This window comes from Sphingobacterium zeae (assembly GCF_030818895.1).
GTDB classification, from domain to species: domain Bacteria; phylum Bacteroidota; class Bacteroidia; order Sphingobacteriales; family Sphingobacteriaceae; genus Sphingobacterium; species Sphingobacterium zeae.
The window spans coordinates 1,551,441-1,566,911 of record NZ_JAUTBA010000001.1 but is presented as its reverse complement, the minus strand read 5'-3'; the positions used below and the strand labels follow the sequence as shown (position 1 = coordinate 1,566,911).

Annotated in this window: 14 protein-coding genes; 2 read left to right on the top strand and 12 right to left on the bottom strand. The window is 37.6% G+C overall.

Features of this window, described 5'->3' with window-relative positions:
- Positions 1–119: 119 nt before the first annotated feature.
- The 8 genes from QE382_RS06520 to QE382_RS06485 form a co-directional block, all read right to left on the bottom strand.
- Positions 120–449: a helix-turn-helix domain-containing protein gene (locus tag QE382_RS06520; protein WP_046671770.1), complete on the bottom strand. Its 330-nt coding sequence runs from the start codon at positions 447–449 to the stop codon at positions 120–122.
- Positions 450–515: 66 nt separating this feature from the next.
- Positions 516–1,886, bottom strand: coding sequence for a Mur ligase domain-containing protein (locus QE382_RS06515; protein WP_307185183.1), 1,371 nt, complete (start codon positions 1,884–1,886; stop codon positions 516–518).
- Between the two features lie 6 nt (positions 1,887–1,892).
- On the bottom strand, positions 1,893–2,732 hold the full coding sequence (gene prmA / locus QE382_RS06510; protein ID WP_307185182.1) for a 50S ribosomal protein L11 methyltransferase: 840 nt from the start codon (positions 2,730–2,732) through the stop codon (positions 1,893–1,895).
- Positions 2,733–2,741: 9 nt separating this feature from the next.
- Positions 2,742–3,509: a triose-phosphate isomerase gene (gene tpiA / locus QE382_RS06505; protein ID WP_307185181.1), complete on the bottom strand. Its 768-nt coding sequence runs from the start codon at positions 3,507–3,509 to the stop codon at positions 2,742–2,744.
- A gap of 11 nt (positions 3,510–3,520) precedes the next feature.
- Entirely contained in the window at positions 3,521–4,687 is a 1,167-nt protein-coding gene (locus QE382_RS06500; protein WP_307185180.1) for a putative sugar nucleotidyl transferase, read from the bottom strand.
- Between the two features lie 78 nt (positions 4,688–4,765).
- A complete protein-coding gene (locus tag QE382_RS06495) occupies positions 4,766–5,014 on the bottom strand; it encodes a type B 50S ribosomal protein L31 (RefSeq protein ID WP_209578846.1) in 249 nt (82 codons plus the stop codon).
- A gap of 394 nt (positions 5,015–5,408) precedes the next feature.
- Positions 5,409–6,053 (bottom strand): carbohydrate-binding family 9-like protein, encoded by a 645-nt coding sequence (locus QE382_RS06490; RefSeq protein WP_307185179.1) that lies wholly within the window; start codon positions 6,051–6,053, stop codon positions 5,409–5,411.
- Positions 6,054–6,129: 76 nt separating this feature from the next.
- Entirely contained in the window at positions 6,130–7,236 is a 1,107-nt protein-coding gene (locus QE382_RS06485; RefSeq protein ID WP_307185178.1) for a phosphotransferase enzyme family protein, read from the bottom strand.
- A gap of 227 nt (positions 7,237–7,463) precedes the next feature.
- On the opposite strand from QE382_RS06485, the gene QE382_RS06480 reads away from it, so the two are divergent.
- Positions 7,464–8,810 carry a Gfo/Idh/MocA family protein gene (locus tag QE382_RS06480; RefSeq protein ID WP_307185177.1) on the top strand — a complete coding sequence of 449 codons (1,347 nt, stop codon included), beginning with the start codon at positions 7,464–7,466 and terminating at the stop codon, positions 8,808–8,810.
- 141 nt (positions 8,811–8,951) lie between these two features.
- Positions 8,952–10,250 carry a hemolysin family protein gene (locus QE382_RS06475; protein ID WP_307185176.1) on the top strand — a complete coding sequence of 433 codons (1,299 nt, stop codon included), beginning with the start codon at positions 8,952–8,954 and terminating at the stop codon, positions 10,248–10,250.
- Between the two features lie 92 nt (positions 10,251–10,342).
- On the opposite strand, the gene QE382_RS06470 is transcribed toward QE382_RS06475, so the two are convergent.
- The 4 genes from QE382_RS06470 to QE382_RS06455 all read right to left on the bottom strand — a co-directional run bounded on the left by QE382_RS06470 (position 10,343) and on the right by QE382_RS06455 (position 15,469).
- Entirely contained in the window at positions 10,343–11,932 is a 1,590-nt protein-coding gene (locus QE382_RS06470; RefSeq protein WP_307185175.1) for a peptide MFS transporter, read from the bottom strand.
- An 83-nt stretch (positions 11,933–12,015) separates the two neighbouring features.
- Positions 12,016–13,590, bottom strand: coding sequence for a peptide MFS transporter (locus QE382_RS06465; RefSeq protein WP_307185174.1), 1,575 nt, complete (start codon positions 13,588–13,590; stop codon positions 12,016–12,018).
- A 238-nt stretch (positions 13,591–13,828) separates the two neighbouring features.
- Positions 13,829–14,719, bottom strand: a complete 891-nt coding sequence (locus tag QE382_RS06460) for a sugar phosphate isomerase/epimerase family protein (protein ID WP_307185173.1) — start codon at positions 14,717–14,719, stop codon at positions 13,829–13,831.
- A 21-nt stretch (positions 14,720–14,740) separates the two neighbouring features.
- Complete coding sequence (locus tag QE382_RS06455) at positions 14,741–15,469, bottom strand: (Fe-S)-binding protein (RefSeq protein ID WP_307185172.1); 729 nt, start codon at positions 15,467–15,469, stop codon at positions 14,741–14,743.
- Positions 15,470–15,471 lie beyond the last annotated feature (2 nt).

The following is a 15,471-nucleotide window of genomic DNA, read 5'->3' as shown; positions in this document are numbered from 1 at the left end:
TTTTTGATAAAATATTTACAAAGAAACAAAAACAAAATCACTTTTGACCAAAATAAAGTTGCATAAACAAAAAAAGGCAACCCTACGGATTGCCTTTTCAGTAACAATTTTAATATGTCCTATCTCTTGTGCAATTGCTCATAAAGGTCAATAACTTTCTTCTGCAATTCAATCACTTCGCTATCGCGTTGTTGTAATTTTTGCGTCAAAGCATTTACCTCATTTACATATTCCTTATCTTCTTCAGAATCTGAAGTAGATAACAGTTGAACAACTGTCAAATTGAATAATTTTGAGATTTGATTCAGGCGAGACAAATTCACATCTGTAATCCCTGTTTCAATTTTAGAAAATGCTGGGATTGAGATATCCAATCGCTTTGCAACATCCTCTTGACTCCACCCTTTTTGGTGTCTAAGTAATCTGATTTTTTTTCCTAATGCATTCATCTGGTAGATATTTTAAACAAAAATAATAAATTACAACTTAATTTACATTAAATTATATTTTTTTCTCTAAAAATCCCTAAAAAATCGATCAGCCAGCACTGATAGATTAACCCCATTATAATTATTTAAACTCATAAGAAGTAAATTGTATCCCTTTGACTTGACACCGTCCAAAAAAGAATAGAGTCCATCTAAGCTTACAACAACCTCTAAATCAGGGCTATTAAAACTATCCTTGATATTAATAGGGACACTTTCTATATCTTTATTAAGTTCTTTACAGGAATTTATATTCACGTAAACTACAGATACATCCGACTCTCTCATAGAGTTCGCATATTGTAACAAAAACGATGAATCTAAACTATCATACGAGTTTAATTCAATAATTGTGACCAATTTCTGATTAGGAAACTGTTCTTTTACGGCATGAATACTTGACTTGACTTTATCCGCATTACAAGCATAATCCTGATACACCACAGATCCTTCAGAACTTGCAACAAACTCCAAATAGCGAATCGAAGTATTAAAGCTTTTGATCGCTTCAAAGAATTCTTTCTTTTTAATTCCCAACCATTCGCAAATCGTATATGCTCCTGCAATATTAGATAGGTTGTGCTTACCGAATACCTGCAATGGAACATCACCATCTGGCGTATTGATATACGTTACACCTTTATTAATCGTATAATCAGGAATTTTATAACCATGTCTATTGATCTTACAATCTTTCGTATCTTGCAGTACTTTCTGTAAAACGAGGTCTTCTTTATTATATATTAGCGTACCTTTAGGCGGAATTGAATCAATAAAATCTTCAAATTGTTTAATATATTCCTCTTGGGATATTTTCGAATTAAACTCATTCCACATAATACCCGAAATCAGGGCTATGTTGGGTTTATAATACAAGAATTTAGATTTAGGGTCAATCTTAGATGAAACATATTCATCTCCTTCGATAATAATAATCTTGTTATGTTTGGTGATATCCACCAACTTATCAAAGCCTCTTAGCTGCGCTCCTACTAAATAGTCAAATTCTTTACCTAAGAATCGCATCACGTGCATGACCATGCTCGTAATAGTTGTCTTACCGTAACTCCCAGCAATAACTACTCTAATTTTATCTTGCGAAAGCTCTTGAATAAATTCTGGAAAAGAATAAATTTTGAGACCCAATGCTTGTGCCCGCTTTAGCTCAGGATTATCAGCTTGTGCATGTGCTCCTAAGATAACAGCATCGATATCCTCAGTCACTCTTTCGTCAAACCACCCGAGTTGATCAGGAAGTAATCCTGCTTCAATTAGATGAGAACGAGAAGGCTCCACGATCTGATCGTCTGAACCTGTTACTTGATGCCCTTGTTTTGCCAATGAAATAGCAAGGTTATGCATCACACTACCACCTACCGCTATAAAATGAATCCGCATAGTAAATTACCGTTTCACAAATTTGGCTGCACACCAATTGTTTAAAACCTTATTGGAGATAAACTCAAAACCTAATAATGTCGCTGCATCTATTAAGATTGGTAAATCTTCTTGCTCATAGAAACCACTTAGGTATAACTCTCCTCCTGTGTGGATACTCAGCCCATATTGCGGCAATTGCTCTAACAATATATTACGATTAATATTTGCCAAAATTACATCAAAGCTCCGACCTTCCAATAGCTCGTAAGACCCACAGAGCGCCTTAATATCCTCAACATGATTAAGCACTCTATTTTCAATTACACTTTCCACACAAATTTCATCATAATCTACCGCCAATACAGCGTCAGCTCCCTTCTTTGATGCCAGAATTGCCAGGATTCCTGTACCACAGCCCATGTCCAAAACTTGCTTTCTACTAAAATCATTCTCCAAAATATACTGGAGCATCATCGACGTTGTCTGATGGTGACCTGTTCCGAAAGACATCTTCGGGTCTATAATAATTTCGTATGGAAATTCCGTTCTTGCCGCATGAAAAGTGGCGCGCACGTAGCATTGTCCACCAACCTCAATTGGGTTAAAGTTACTTTCCCAGAGTTTGTTCCAATTCTGATTTTCTATTTCCTGCACTTTATAATCGACCTCTAAACCTTCATACGGCTGCATCATCAACGTTTCTAACGCCTGCAAGTCAAGATTTGCAGCCGGAATATAGGCTGCAAATCCAGATTCGGTATCCTCAAAAGTATCAAAGCCAATATCAGCTAAATCAGATATCAACAAATCCTTTTGCCACTCTTCACCTGATCGCATTTGAAAGATAACCTCTATGTATTTCATTTCTAAAAATTAGCCGTTAAATACTTTAGCGATATCAATAAAATCTCTAGATTTTAAAGATGCCCCTCCAATCAAACCACCGTCAATATCTGCCTGAGCAAATAGCTCTTTCGCATTGCCAGGATTACAAGATCCTCCATAAAGAATACTCGTATCATCAGCAACCTCCTGGCCATAGTGATCAGCGAGAACCTTACGGATGAAATTATGTACCTCCTGTGCTTGCTCAGGACTCGCTGTTAATCCCGTACCAATAGCCCATACAGGTTCATACGCCAACACAACTGCTCCAAACTCTTCTTTCGACAAGTGGAATAAGCCCGCAGTCAATTGTGTTTTAATAACATCGAAGAAAGCACCAGATTCACGTTCTTCCTTTGTTTCTCCAATACAAAAAATTGGAGCTAAGCTATGTTTCAGAGCAATATCTACTTTTGATGCCAATAATGCATCTGTTTCACCAAAATAAGCACGTCTTTCGGAATGGCCTAAAATAACATGTGAAGCACCGACTGATTTTACCTGAGACGCTGAAATTTCACCTGTATAGGCTCCAGACTCAGCTTGATGAATATTCTGTGCACCGATATTTACATTTGCCACATTTTTAGACAGTTGTCCGAGACTTGACAAATGGATAAATGGGCTGCACACAACCAATTCTTGATTTCCAATCACTTCATCTTTGGCCATATTGATAATTTCGGAAAATAAACTTAATCCTGATTGATAGTCCAAATTCATTTTCCAATTACCAGCTACGATTTTTTTACGCATGATTTTACGATTTAATTATATTTCTTGTTAAGTTGAATCAATTTATCTTTAATCTGCTCTGTGAGCACCTTCCCTTTCGAAGCATATAAAGCCTCCAAATATGCTATGAATTTATCAAATTCGTAGGTCTCTGTACGCCCTCCAAACACCCAGGCAAATGACGGTACAAATTTAGCATAAAAACTTGTATCTGCCAGCATGCTTGCAAGACCAATTACAGTACCCGTATTTAAAGCCGAATTAATGCCGATACGCGTATAATCACCAATAAATGATCCACACTTTAACAGCCCCGTATCCCTGTCGCGATTTAACGCATAATCATAAATAGCGACCGTTTTCAAGTTATTCTTTAGATTAGAATTGGATGTTCCTGCCCCCAGATTACACCAATCCCCGATGACTGAGCAGCCTAGATAACCATGATGCCCCTTAGCCGAAAAGTCACCAATAACCGAATTACCGATCTCTCCACCGACCACCGCCTGTTCTCCCACAGAAACATTACCATAAATGGTAGTTCCCATTTTTACAACCGATCCTCTCCCAAGGTATAAAGGACCACGTAAATGAGCTCCTTCCATGATTGTAACACCTTCATCAATATATATTGGACCGTGAAGTGAATTAAGTGTTGCACATTCCATGCTAACATTATGCGCAATAAAAATATGATTACCCAGCACTTGATTTGTTTCAGATATGCATGGCAACTTAACATCTTCAATCAACAAATCAAAATCCCTTGTTATTTCCGGGCCATTCAATAAAAACAGGTCTTCGACTCCTTTTAAAATACTAACATCACATCCTATTTCCGTTACGCGGTAAAAGCCAGTACAAGTATAACGACAACATAACACATAGCCATCCTGCACCAGTACTTCACCAATATCGATTTTTTTTAACGCTTCCATTAATGCAGTTGAAGGAACAAGATTTTCGGATACAAATATAAGCCCTTCCTCATGATCCCAGTTGCCAACGAACTGAACACTATATGTAGAACCTATTTTTTTCCATTTTTCTCGTAAAGTGAGCACACCGACCCGCAGATCTAAACAAGATTTAATGAAAGTGAGGGGATAAAGAGCCTTTTTGTTGAAAGTAGTCAAATTGGAAATATGCCTGTCCAACATATGGATAGCATCAAAGCAATCGGTAAAGGAGATTTTCACAACCTAAAAATAATAAAAAAAACTCGACAAATCATATTTATCGAGTTTTTAATATTGTAATATACAGATCTGCTACAATTATTTTTTGTTGTAACGGCTACGGAATTTATCGATACGACCGGCAGTATCAACCAATTTCATTTTACCTGTATAGAAAGGGTGTGATGTGTGAGAGATCTCTAGTTTTACAACTGGATACTCATTACCATCTTCCCATGTGATAGTTTCTTTAGTATCAACACAAGATTTTGTAATAAAAGCATAGTCATTTGACATATCTTTAAATACAACTAATCTGTAATTTGAAGGATGCAAATCTTTTTTCATTATTATTATGATTACGTATATTCAATTATTGAGGTGCAAAGATAACTTATAAAAATGTAACTTACAACAATTACTAAGAATAATTAGTTGATTTTTTTCACATTTTCATTAACTGCACTCATCAAGGTCACAAAGGTAACATTCTTTGATATAACGAAAGAATAATTTTGTTCATCGACTTCTTTACCTTACACAAAACACTAAGAAACAATATTTTAAGAAACACCAAATTAAATTAAAAAAAATATTGCTTCTACTGTGACGCTAAAAAAGTTTTACACTACAGATTTCGACACAATTGCTACATCAGACGTCAAATAGCCTAACCGTGTCAAACAAAATCCTTAGTTAAAAAGCTGGCGCTAAAAAAATGGACCGGAATTAGATTCCACGCCTAACCAAAAACCATTTCGCCAAAGAATTGAGGCAGATGGAAATTAGGAGTTGGATTTTCTATTTTATTCCAGGAGATAAAATGTGGCTGTTTGAGGTGATCACCACATTTATAGAAATTACCATGAATTTTTTTACCTTTCAAGTTTACAAGTTCGTCAAACTTAAATATAGAAAGCGGGATTACCTCAATCATCGTCCATCGCTTATCACTACCATTACGCATTATTAAGGAAAAGGTACGAACCTTTTCTATCTCACTCGTATCTAACCTATTTCTTGCTGCTTTTTCGGCAGTACCATAACCGATCAATCCAGTTCCAATTAAATTAAATTCTATGTTGTAATAATGCTTACAACCATCAAATGACACAAAAAATTCCACACAGCTGTCTTCCCATACATTTTGATTGGCTTCAGAATAGTTGCCGCGAAGCTGTTCTTCGATGACCTCGTATTGCAACACTAGGTACTCCGCTGTGTAACCAATTTTAAATTGTACTTCGGGTCTGTATGGAAAGGATTCGCTCCAGTTGTTACAACTCAGCGATTGTGTTTTGAGATCACTCATGAGCTCTGACAAGGTCTTATAATCAAGATTTTTTGTCAAATCAGCTGCAATAGGCAAAATAGTCAATTTCTTCATTCAACTTTGTTTTTTGAAAAAAAGAAGCTTCATCGACTTGATGGAAGCTTCCAAGATGATTAAAGGTATAAAATTGTTAAATGCAATCAAAAACAACCTTACGCATAAACGCTTCATTCCTTTCCATCTCTTCTACCAGCTTCAGTTGCGTATTCGTACGCACGAGATTGTGATCCTCGTACTTTGTTTTGTAATAATGGTCGCCTTCCAAATAGTCCGTTAAAAAACGTACGCCTTGCATAAAAGGCAATAAAAAAGCCCCATCTACCAATGTTTCTTTTTCCAAAGTAGTCAAAAAGTCATTAGCTTCTTCGAGATAACCTTCTGCATAAGCTTTATACAAAGCCAAATTAAGGCTAATTTTAGATACATCGATTTCATCTTCCGCAACAGGATTTATAATCGTCCGAATAGCATCACCGAAGTCGTACGCAACATATCCAGGCATTACCGTATCCAAATCTATCACGCATTGCATTTTATCATGATGATCCAAGAGCACATTATTAAACTTGGTATCATTATGGGTTATGCGCAGGGGAAGTTTACCCTTGCTACCAAGTTGAAGAATGGTTTGCATCCGATCTTCGCGGCTAAAAATAAAATCTAATCTGTCCTTCACCAATGCTACGCGCTTACAGGTGTCTTTAGCAATCGCTTTCCGAAGATTTTCAAGTCTAAAATCTATATTATGAAAGTTAGGAAGAACTTCAATGATCAGTGACGCATCCAAATCCGACAACTGCTTTTGGAAAAGACCAAAAGCACGCCCGCCCTCCGCTGCTTGAATTTCAGTTTCTACAATATCATAACTCTTCGTATCTTCAATTAAGATAAACATACGCCAATAATTTCCAGGATCATCTTGGATATACAGATTCCCGTCTATTGTAGGGACAATGGTTAATACGTGATCACTGACTCTTTTGCCCTTTGCGACTTTAACTTTTTCGCTAAGATGTTTGGTAACTAGCGCTATATTATGCATTAATCCATCCACATTAGGGAAAACATGGTGATTAATCCGTTGCAATAAGTACGATACCTGGGTATATTCAGTAGTCATTACTCGGTAAGTATCGTTGATATGACCAGAACCAAATGGTTGCACCGAAATGATATCTCCTCCTAATGTGAATTGTTTTGCTGCGCGCTCTATTACTAATTGGTTAAAATCAGACATTAAACTATGTTTTTAAATCATCAATGTGCTTGCAATATCACAAATTGAATTAATAAATGATAATTTTTATTTCAATCAAACGTTTGCATGAAATTTATTAAAATTAAGCAAACGTTTGCACATTCATTTATCACAAATGAAATAATATATTTGTTTAGCATAGCCAGTCCAACAGACTGTTTTAACAAGTAAATAACTAATATACAAACTCCCTATATCTCAAAACAATGGATAGAAGAAATTTCATAAGGTCGACTGCCATCACTACAGCTGGAATCGGTGTCCTTTCAAGTACAGACTTATTTGCACAAACAAATGGTAAGATAAAAATTGGGTTTATTGGCGTAGGTCTTCGAGGACGTAATCATGTGCAAATTGCACTAAATAGAGATGATCTAGAAATTGTGGCGATCTGTGACACTCAAGAAGAATCATTAGCCCAATGCCGTAAACAATTTAATGCAAAGGGAACTAAACTTCCAAAAGAATATACTGGCGGTAAAGAGTCTTACAAAAAGATGTTAAGCAGTGAAAAGTTAGATGCCGTTATTATTGCCACTCCTTGGCAGTTTCACAAAGACCAATCCATTGACGCAATGAAGGCAGGATTATATGTAGGCTGTGAGGTTATTGCCGGTTTAACTGTGCAAGATCATTGGGACGTTGTCAAAGTTTCCGAAGAAACCGGAAAACCTTACATGACATTGGAAAATGTAGCGTTTCGGCGCGATGTACTTGCTGTATTAAACATGCATAGACAGGGACTTTTCGGTGAATTATTACATCTTGAAGGGGGCTATCAACATGATTTACGTGAAGTGCTTTTCAACGACGGAAAAAATTATTACGGTCACGGAGTCGAGTATGGTCCAAAAGCAATTTCAGAGGCGCAATGGCGCACACAATTCAACATCGACCAAGACGGCGATCTTTACCCTACTCATGGTTTAGGCCCGATCATGCAATTTGTAGACATAAACAAAGGAAACAGATTCACGCATATTACTTCTTACTCAAGCAAAGCGCGTGGATTGGCGGCATATGTCAATAAAGTTGCACCAGGGCACCCTAATGGTAAAATCAATTACAAAAATGGGGATATCACTCAAACGATGTTACAATGTGCGAATGGAGAAACCATGCTATTGACGCACGATACACACTTACCAAGACCCTATTCTATCGGTTTTCGCGTACAAGGAACAGATGGAATTTGGATGGATGTTGCCAAGGGTATACATATCGAAGGTAAATCTAAACCGCACACGTGGGATCCTGCAGACGAATGGGTAAAGAAATATGACCACCCAATTTGGAAAAAATATGAAGAATTAGCAAATGGTTCTGGTCATGGCGGTATGGACTGGTTTGTATTCAATGCGTTCATTCAATCCGTGAAACAAAAGGTACAGACGCCAATTGATGTATACGATTCTGTAACCATGAGTGCAGTATTTCCTTTATCTACCGAGTCTATTGCGAAAGGAAATAGTACCTTGGAATTCCCTGATTTCACTAAAGGAAAGTGGAAAACCAAGAAAAACACTTTTATGTTAGATGATAGTGGAATGTAATTAAAAAGACACGCTCACTATTATAAAAGCCGTATTGAAAGCAATACGGCTTTTTTTATGAACGTTCCACATAATTATAATAATCCTACTATTTAGCTAGTCTTTTCCGTAAATTAGCCGTAGCAAAAACTTCAACTCATTATGCTTACCGAAGCAATTATTATTTTAGCCCTGATTATTCTAAATGGAATACTTTCGGCATCAGAGATATCCATCGTATCCAGCAGAAAAGCGAGACTACAGGCTGAAAGCGATAAAAATAATGCAGCCGCCAAAATAGCGCTAAGTCTCAAAGAATCGCCCAACAGCTTTCTGTCTACTGTACAAATCGGTATTACCCTTATCGGGATATTAACAGGATTTTTTTCTGGCGGCAGTATATCATCGTACTTAGTAGAAGTCTTCAATAAATCGAGTATTATCGCTCCATACAGCGAGCAGCTCGCTGTAATCATCGTCGTATTTATCATCACCTACTTTTCTTTGGTCCTTGGTGAACTCGTCCCCAAACGCATAGGTATGGCCATTCCAGAAAAATATGCCATGCTAATTTCTTATCCGATGAATCTGCTCAGCAAAATCGTTCGCCCGTTTGTGTGGCTACTCAGCATGTCAACAGAATTTATCGTCAAGATACTTAATATTAAAAGCAGCGGTAATAGCGTCACCGAAGAGGAAATAAAAGCCTTGGTAGATGAAGGTGTGGATAGTGGAGTCATTGAAGGAATCGAACATGATATCGTGGACCGTCTGTTAAGTTTGGGGGACAAAAAAGCGGTTAATCTGATGACTCACCGCAAAAATATCGTGTTCTTGGACCTCGCAGAATCCTTTGAAGAAAACCGCAAGATTATACTTGACAACGATTACTCCATCTACCCTGTCTGTGAAGGCGGACTTGATAACATTAAAGGAGTTGTCCATGTAAAATCATTACTTCGGCAATGCCTCCAAAACGAGCCTTTTGACCTCAGAACACTTATGCTGCCCATCAAATTTGTGAACGAATTTAGTTCATCCTACAGTATCATGAATACCTTGCGGACATCTAGTATTCATCAAGCGGTCGTCATAGACGAATATGGGTCACCCCAAGGAATTATTACGTTACGGGATATTGTTGGTGATTTGGTAGGCAACATTGCAGAAAGCGATCTCAGTGCCCGTCCAACAATACGACAATTAGAAAATGGAGACTATGTTGTCGACGGACAATATCAGATCGAAACCCTTTTAGATGAATTTGAAATAGGACTTTCTGAAGAAGATGAAGATGAGATTAGTAATGTCACTACCGTAGGTGGCTTAGTGTTCCTTAGGTTAGATCATGTACCCGAAGAAGGGGAGCGTATCCAATTTAAAAACTTTATTTTTGAAGTTCTTGATATGGATGGAAACCGCATCGATAAACTATTGATGAAAGTGACAGACCAGATTTGAATATTCTAAATCCTTATTATGTAAAAGGAAGCGTGGGCTTATGATCATGATCATAAGCCCACGCTTCCTTTTAGATGGATTCCCTCAGGGAATTAATTGATACCATGCATCATTTTTTTCAATATCGGATTGAACGCAATCAATAAAAGCGCGGTAACACCGGGAACTATAGCAAATATCATAAAGAAATAAGACATGGAATGTTCCTCTGTGATTTTATCAATATAAGAGCCTAAAAATCCGCCAATGAAATTTGCGATTGCGGAAGCACAAAACCAACATCCAAACAAAAGGCCCAAAAATTTCTTCGGAGAGAGTTTACTTACGTAAGATAGCCCAACAGGTGATAGACAAAGTTCTCCTGCAGAATGGAAAAAGTAGGCTACAACAAGCCAGATCATACTGACTGATGCTGTTTTAGCACCCTGCGGAATGTCATTGGCGCCATAAGCTAGCGCAGCAAATCCAATACCGACTAATATCAAACCCAGTGCAAATTTTACGGGCCCAGAAGGGTTCCATACCTTTTCCCAGAATTTACTGAATGAAGATGCAAGAGAAATAATAAAAAATGCGTTTAGTATTTGAAACCACGAAGCTCCAACTTCCGAGCCCGTTATACCGATCTCCCGAAATATTTTCCATAAGCCCAAACCCCAGATAATACCGAATGAAATTGCTGTAAACAAAATTGTCAACGGATATTGTTTATATATTTTTCTAGCCAATGCTGTCAAAACAATCGTTACAATGACGATGGGTACAATGGTCAAAATTGTATCAATCCATTTGAATGTAATCGCAGAACTTCCTGACAAGACACGCTGCGTGTAATCCTTCGCAAATATTGACATTGAACCGCCGGCCTGTTCGAAAGAAAGAAAGAAGACCACGCTGGCCAACATAAATATTGTGACGACGATAAGGCGGTCTCTAACAACATTTCCGGGAATAACTTCATCAATATCTTCCTGATTTTTGACCTTTTCGTCATGATGAGCCTGTAACGCTTTGGGCGTGTTACCGATAATACCAAATATGCGCTGTGCAAAATAGAATTGTAGCATACCGAAGAACATAAATACTCCAGCCAGTCCAAACCCATAATGCCAACCTATTTTTTCACCGATATAACCACATAGGAGCATCCCTAAAAATGAACCAGCGTTAATACCCATATAAAAAATTGTATATCCTGCGTCCTTCTTTGAACTTTTGTCTGGGTATAAATTTCCTACCATCGAAGAAATATTAGGTTTAAACATCCCATTCCCTAAAATCATTAAGAGTAACCCTAAATAGAAGAAGTTTGAGTGGACAGCTTCAAACGCCATAGACAAGTGTCCTAATGTCATAATCAATGCGCCAATCAAGATAGCCTTCTTAAAACCAGTCAATTTATCCGCAATCATACCACCGATCAATGGGGTCAGATAAACAAGACCAGTATAAGTCCCATACAACTGCATCGCCTGCGCATTGCTCCATTCCCATCCACCGTCAGCAATCGTACTGATTAAAAATAAGGTCAATAAAGCCCGCATACCATAGTAGCTAAAACGCTCCCACATCTCCGTGAAAAATAGTACAAATAATCCGGCGGGATGCCCACTCACCATCTTGTCATCTATACCCTGCTTGGCCAGATGCGCTACAAGAATTTGATCTTTTTCTTGATTCATATAATTTCAATAATTGTTTTATAACTCAGGTTTCGTTTTTATTTTGATAAAAATCGCTTGAAGATACACTAATTTTCTATGAATTAGTCAATTCCATGCATCATCTTTTTTATTTTTTTATTGCCTAAAATAAGCAATACTGCCGCTATCATCGGTATCACTGTAAATACTGCGAAGAAATAAGACATGGAATGAGATTCGGTAATCTTATCGATATACGACCCAATAAAACCTCCTATAAAATTAGCAATAGCATTGGCGCAAAACCAAAAACCAAACAGTAAACCAAGGAATCGCTTTGGCGACAGTTTACTAACATAAGACAATCCAACCGGACCTATACATAATTCGCCTATTGTATGAAAAAAGTATGCTAAGATCAGCCAAATCATACTCACTGAAGCCGCTTTTGCACCAGTAGGAATTTCCGAACTACCGATTGATAAAGCAGCAAAGCCGACGCCGACCAATGTCAAACCCATTGCGAATTTAATTGGCCCTGAAGGATTCCACACTTTTTCCCATAGCTTACTAAATGAAGTCGCCAGTGTAATGATAAAGAAAGAGTTCAACATCGGAAACCATGATACTGTAACTTCAGAATTAATACCGTAATATTCGCGATGGACCTTCCATAAACATAAGGACCAAATGATCACAAAAGAAATACTGGAAAAAAGTATAATCAAGGGATATTTACGAATGATTTTTTTAGCCAAAACGAACAAGACACCAGTGATAACTACAATAGGCAACACAGTCAACGCAGCATCAATCCATTTAAATAGTACCGCTGCATCCCCACTCAGCACCCGCTGTGTATAATTTTTAGCAAATATTGTCATTGACCCGCCCGCCTGCTCAAATGCCAAGTGAAATACAATGCTTGATATCATAAAAATAACTATCACCAGCAAACGATCTCGAACGACATGTTTTGGATTTTCTACCTTATTTACGGCGTCGTCGGTAAGCCCTTCCTTTGTTTCGGGGGTATTTCCAATTTCTCCAAAAATTCGTTGGGCAAAATAAAACTGTAACATACCCAAAAACATAAATACTCCTGCTAAACCAAATCCATAATGCCAACCAACCTTTTCACCTATGTAACCACAAAGCATCATTCCTAAGAAGGCTCCTCCATTTATTCCCATATAAAATATGGTATAGCCGGCATCCTTCTTACCGCCTTTATCCGGATATAACTTACCAACCATAGATGAAATGTTCGGCTTAAACAAACCGTTTCCTAGAACAATAAGTACCAGACCTGCTAAAAAAAAGCTTTTATTAATCCCTTCTAAAGCCATAGAAACGTGCCCTAAAGTCATAATTATCGCACCGACCATAATGGATTTTTTATATCCTGTGAAACGATCAGCAACAATTCCACCAAATAGAGGAGTCAAAAACACCATTCCGGTATAAAGGCCATAGAGCTGCATCGCCTCTGAATTAGTCCATCCCCAACCATGTTGTGCGATAGTAGAAACCAAAAAATTCACTAAAAGCGCCCGCATACCATAATAGCTAAAACGCTCCCACATCTCCGTGAAGAATAATACGAATAATCCGGCGGGGTGCCCTTGTACCAATACATGCTCCGCCCCTACTTTTTCCAAATGGGTTTCTAGAACAGCATTCTTTTCAAAATTCATGTGTTTTAATAGTTGTTTTTCAAAATGTGGTAGTGCAGTTTCCATTTACTATTTCATCATCAGCAAATGGAAAACTTGATGATTCTTTTTGTTACCTTAATTTCTTAAGATCAAATAGGTATCAGACAGGACAATGTCTAATTTACGCCCAGTTTAACACAAAGAGGTAGATGAATAAACATCCGTTATAATAGTCAAGTTCTTTCCATCTATTGAAAAGAACTTGACTTATTCATGATTAAATTAAAGGACGTAAACGCTCCAGCAACCTTTTAGTCGCAAAGATCCCCTCTTCCTCGCTCAACTTACTTCCTTCATATTCAATACCAATGTATCCTTTGAATTTTGCTTTCTTGATAATCTTTAACATACGCTCATAATCAATTTGTGTTTCGTTGCCGTTGGCATCAAAATCATGTGTTTTGGCACTTACACCATGCGCATAGGGCATCAAATCTGTGACGCCCTGATAACGATCATATTCATAGAAGTTTCCAAGATCAGGTAAACTTCCACAATACTTACTACCTACAGCTTTGAGTGTCTTGGCCAACCAATCACCATGTGAAGAAATACCACCATGATTTTCTACAATAATACTGATTCCTGCTTTTTTGCCTATATCTGACAATGCGGTTAGGCTTTCAACAACACGTTTACTCACTTCTTCAGGCGATCCTTTACCGGCAGCATTAACGCGTATGGCGTGACAACCTAGAAAATTAGCTGCAGAAATCCATTTATAGTGATTTTGCACAGCTTGTTTTCTCTTCGTTTCGTCTTCATCACCTAGATTTCCCTCACCATCAATCATAATAAGTACATTACGTACACCATTATCTTTAGCACGCATATTCAGCTCGGTAAGATAATTATTATCATTCGCCTTATCTTTAAAAAATTGGTTCACGTATTCTACACCATAGATACCATATTTTTTTGCAGCCAAGGCTGGAAAATCCAAATTATTCAAATCTCCTTTAAATAAAGATTTGTGCAAAGACCATTCCGCCAGGGAAATATCAAACCAATCTTTCTTAGGTGCTGTAAAGCTCTCCAACGAAGGAGCCAATGCAATCCCAGCAGATGCTAATGCAAGGTTTTTAAGAAAATCTCTTCTTGAATTCATGTGTTTAGATTTATGTGTTATTTAAATATTTCCCCAGCCAGTGCTCAATACATCAACCAGGTGCATGGTCTGAATAGGTAATTTATGTTTATCGATATAAGATTGCAACTGCAGTAAGCAAGATGAATCAGTCGATATGATGTAATCTGCATGCATATCCAAAGCATTCTGCACTTTCTGTTCAGCCATCGCAGCCGATATACCTTCGAATTTTACCGCAAAACTACCACCAAATCCACAGCATGTCTCACTATCTTTTACCTCTACCATCTCCAAGCCCAAAACCTTACTCAGTAATATTCGGGGTTCATCTTTAATCTTGCATTCCCGTAATGCCGAGCATGAATCGTGATATACGGCAACTCCCTCCAATTCAGCCCCAAAATATTCCTTTTTCAGTATGTTTACCAAAAAATCAGATATTTCAATAACCTGTTGTTGTATTTTATGACATTGATGGGAATCTGCAGAATTAGCGAATAGATCGTTGTAACTGTGCCTTACCATACCAGTACAAGAAGCGGACGGAGAAATAATAACATGCTCGCCTGAAAAATCTCCTAGAAATTTCCGTCCAACCTGCTTTGCATCTTCCCAAAACCCAGCATTATATGCCGGTTGGCCACAGCATGTCTGCTCGGGATTATATACAACCTCACAGCCAACTTTTTCCAGTAAACGAACAGTATTAAACGCTGTCTCCGGATAAAGCTGATCTATAAAACAAGGAACAAAAAGTTCTACTTTCATAT

Coding starts and splice junctions, on each gene's coding strand:
- QE382_RS06520 (WP_046671770.1), bottom strand. CDS start 449: ATGAATGCATTAGGAAAAAAAATCAGATTACTTAGACACCAAAAAGGG.
- QE382_RS06515 (WP_307185183.1), bottom strand. CDS start 1,886: ATGCGGATTCATTTTATAGCGGTAGGTGGTAGTGTGATGCATAACCTT.
- prmA (WP_307185182.1), bottom strand. CDS start 2,732: ATGAAATACATAGAGGTTATCTTTCAAATGCGATCAGGTGAAGAGTGG.
- tpiA (WP_307185181.1), bottom strand. CDS start 3,509: ATGCGTAAAAAAATCGTAGCTGGTAATTGGAAAATGAATTTGGACTAT.
- QE382_RS06495 (WP_209578846.1), bottom strand. CDS start 5,014: ATGAAAAAAGATTTGCATCCTTCAAATTACAGATTAGTTGTATTTAAA.
- QE382_RS06490 (WP_307185179.1), bottom strand. CDS start 6,053: ATGAAGAAATTGACTATTTTGCCTATTGCAGCTGATTTGACAAAAAAT.
- QE382_RS06485 (WP_307185178.1), bottom strand. CDS start 7,236: ATGTCTGATTTTAACCAATTAGTAATAGAGCGCGCAGCAAAACAATTC.
- QE382_RS06480 (WP_307185177.1), top strand. CDS start 7,464: ATGGATAGAAGAAATTTCATAAGGTCGACTGCCATCACTACAGCTGGA.
- QE382_RS06475 (WP_307185176.1), top strand. CDS start 8,952: ATGCTTACCGAAGCAATTATTATTTTAGCCCTGATTATTCTAAATGGA.
- QE382_RS06470 (WP_307185175.1), bottom strand. CDS start 11,932: ATGAATCAAGAAAAAGATCAAATTCTTGTAGCGCATCTGGCCAAGCAG.
- QE382_RS06465 (WP_307185174.1), bottom strand. CDS start 13,590: ATGAATTTTGAAAAGAATGCTGTTCTAGAAACCCATTTGGAAAAAGTA.
- QE382_RS06460 (WP_307185173.1), bottom strand. CDS start 14,719: ATGAATTCAAGAAGAGATTTTCTTAAAAACCTTGCATTAGCATCTGCT.
- QE382_RS06455 (WP_307185172.1), bottom strand. CDS start 15,469: ATGAAAGTAGAACTTTTTGTTCCTTGTTTTATAGATCAGCTTTATCCG.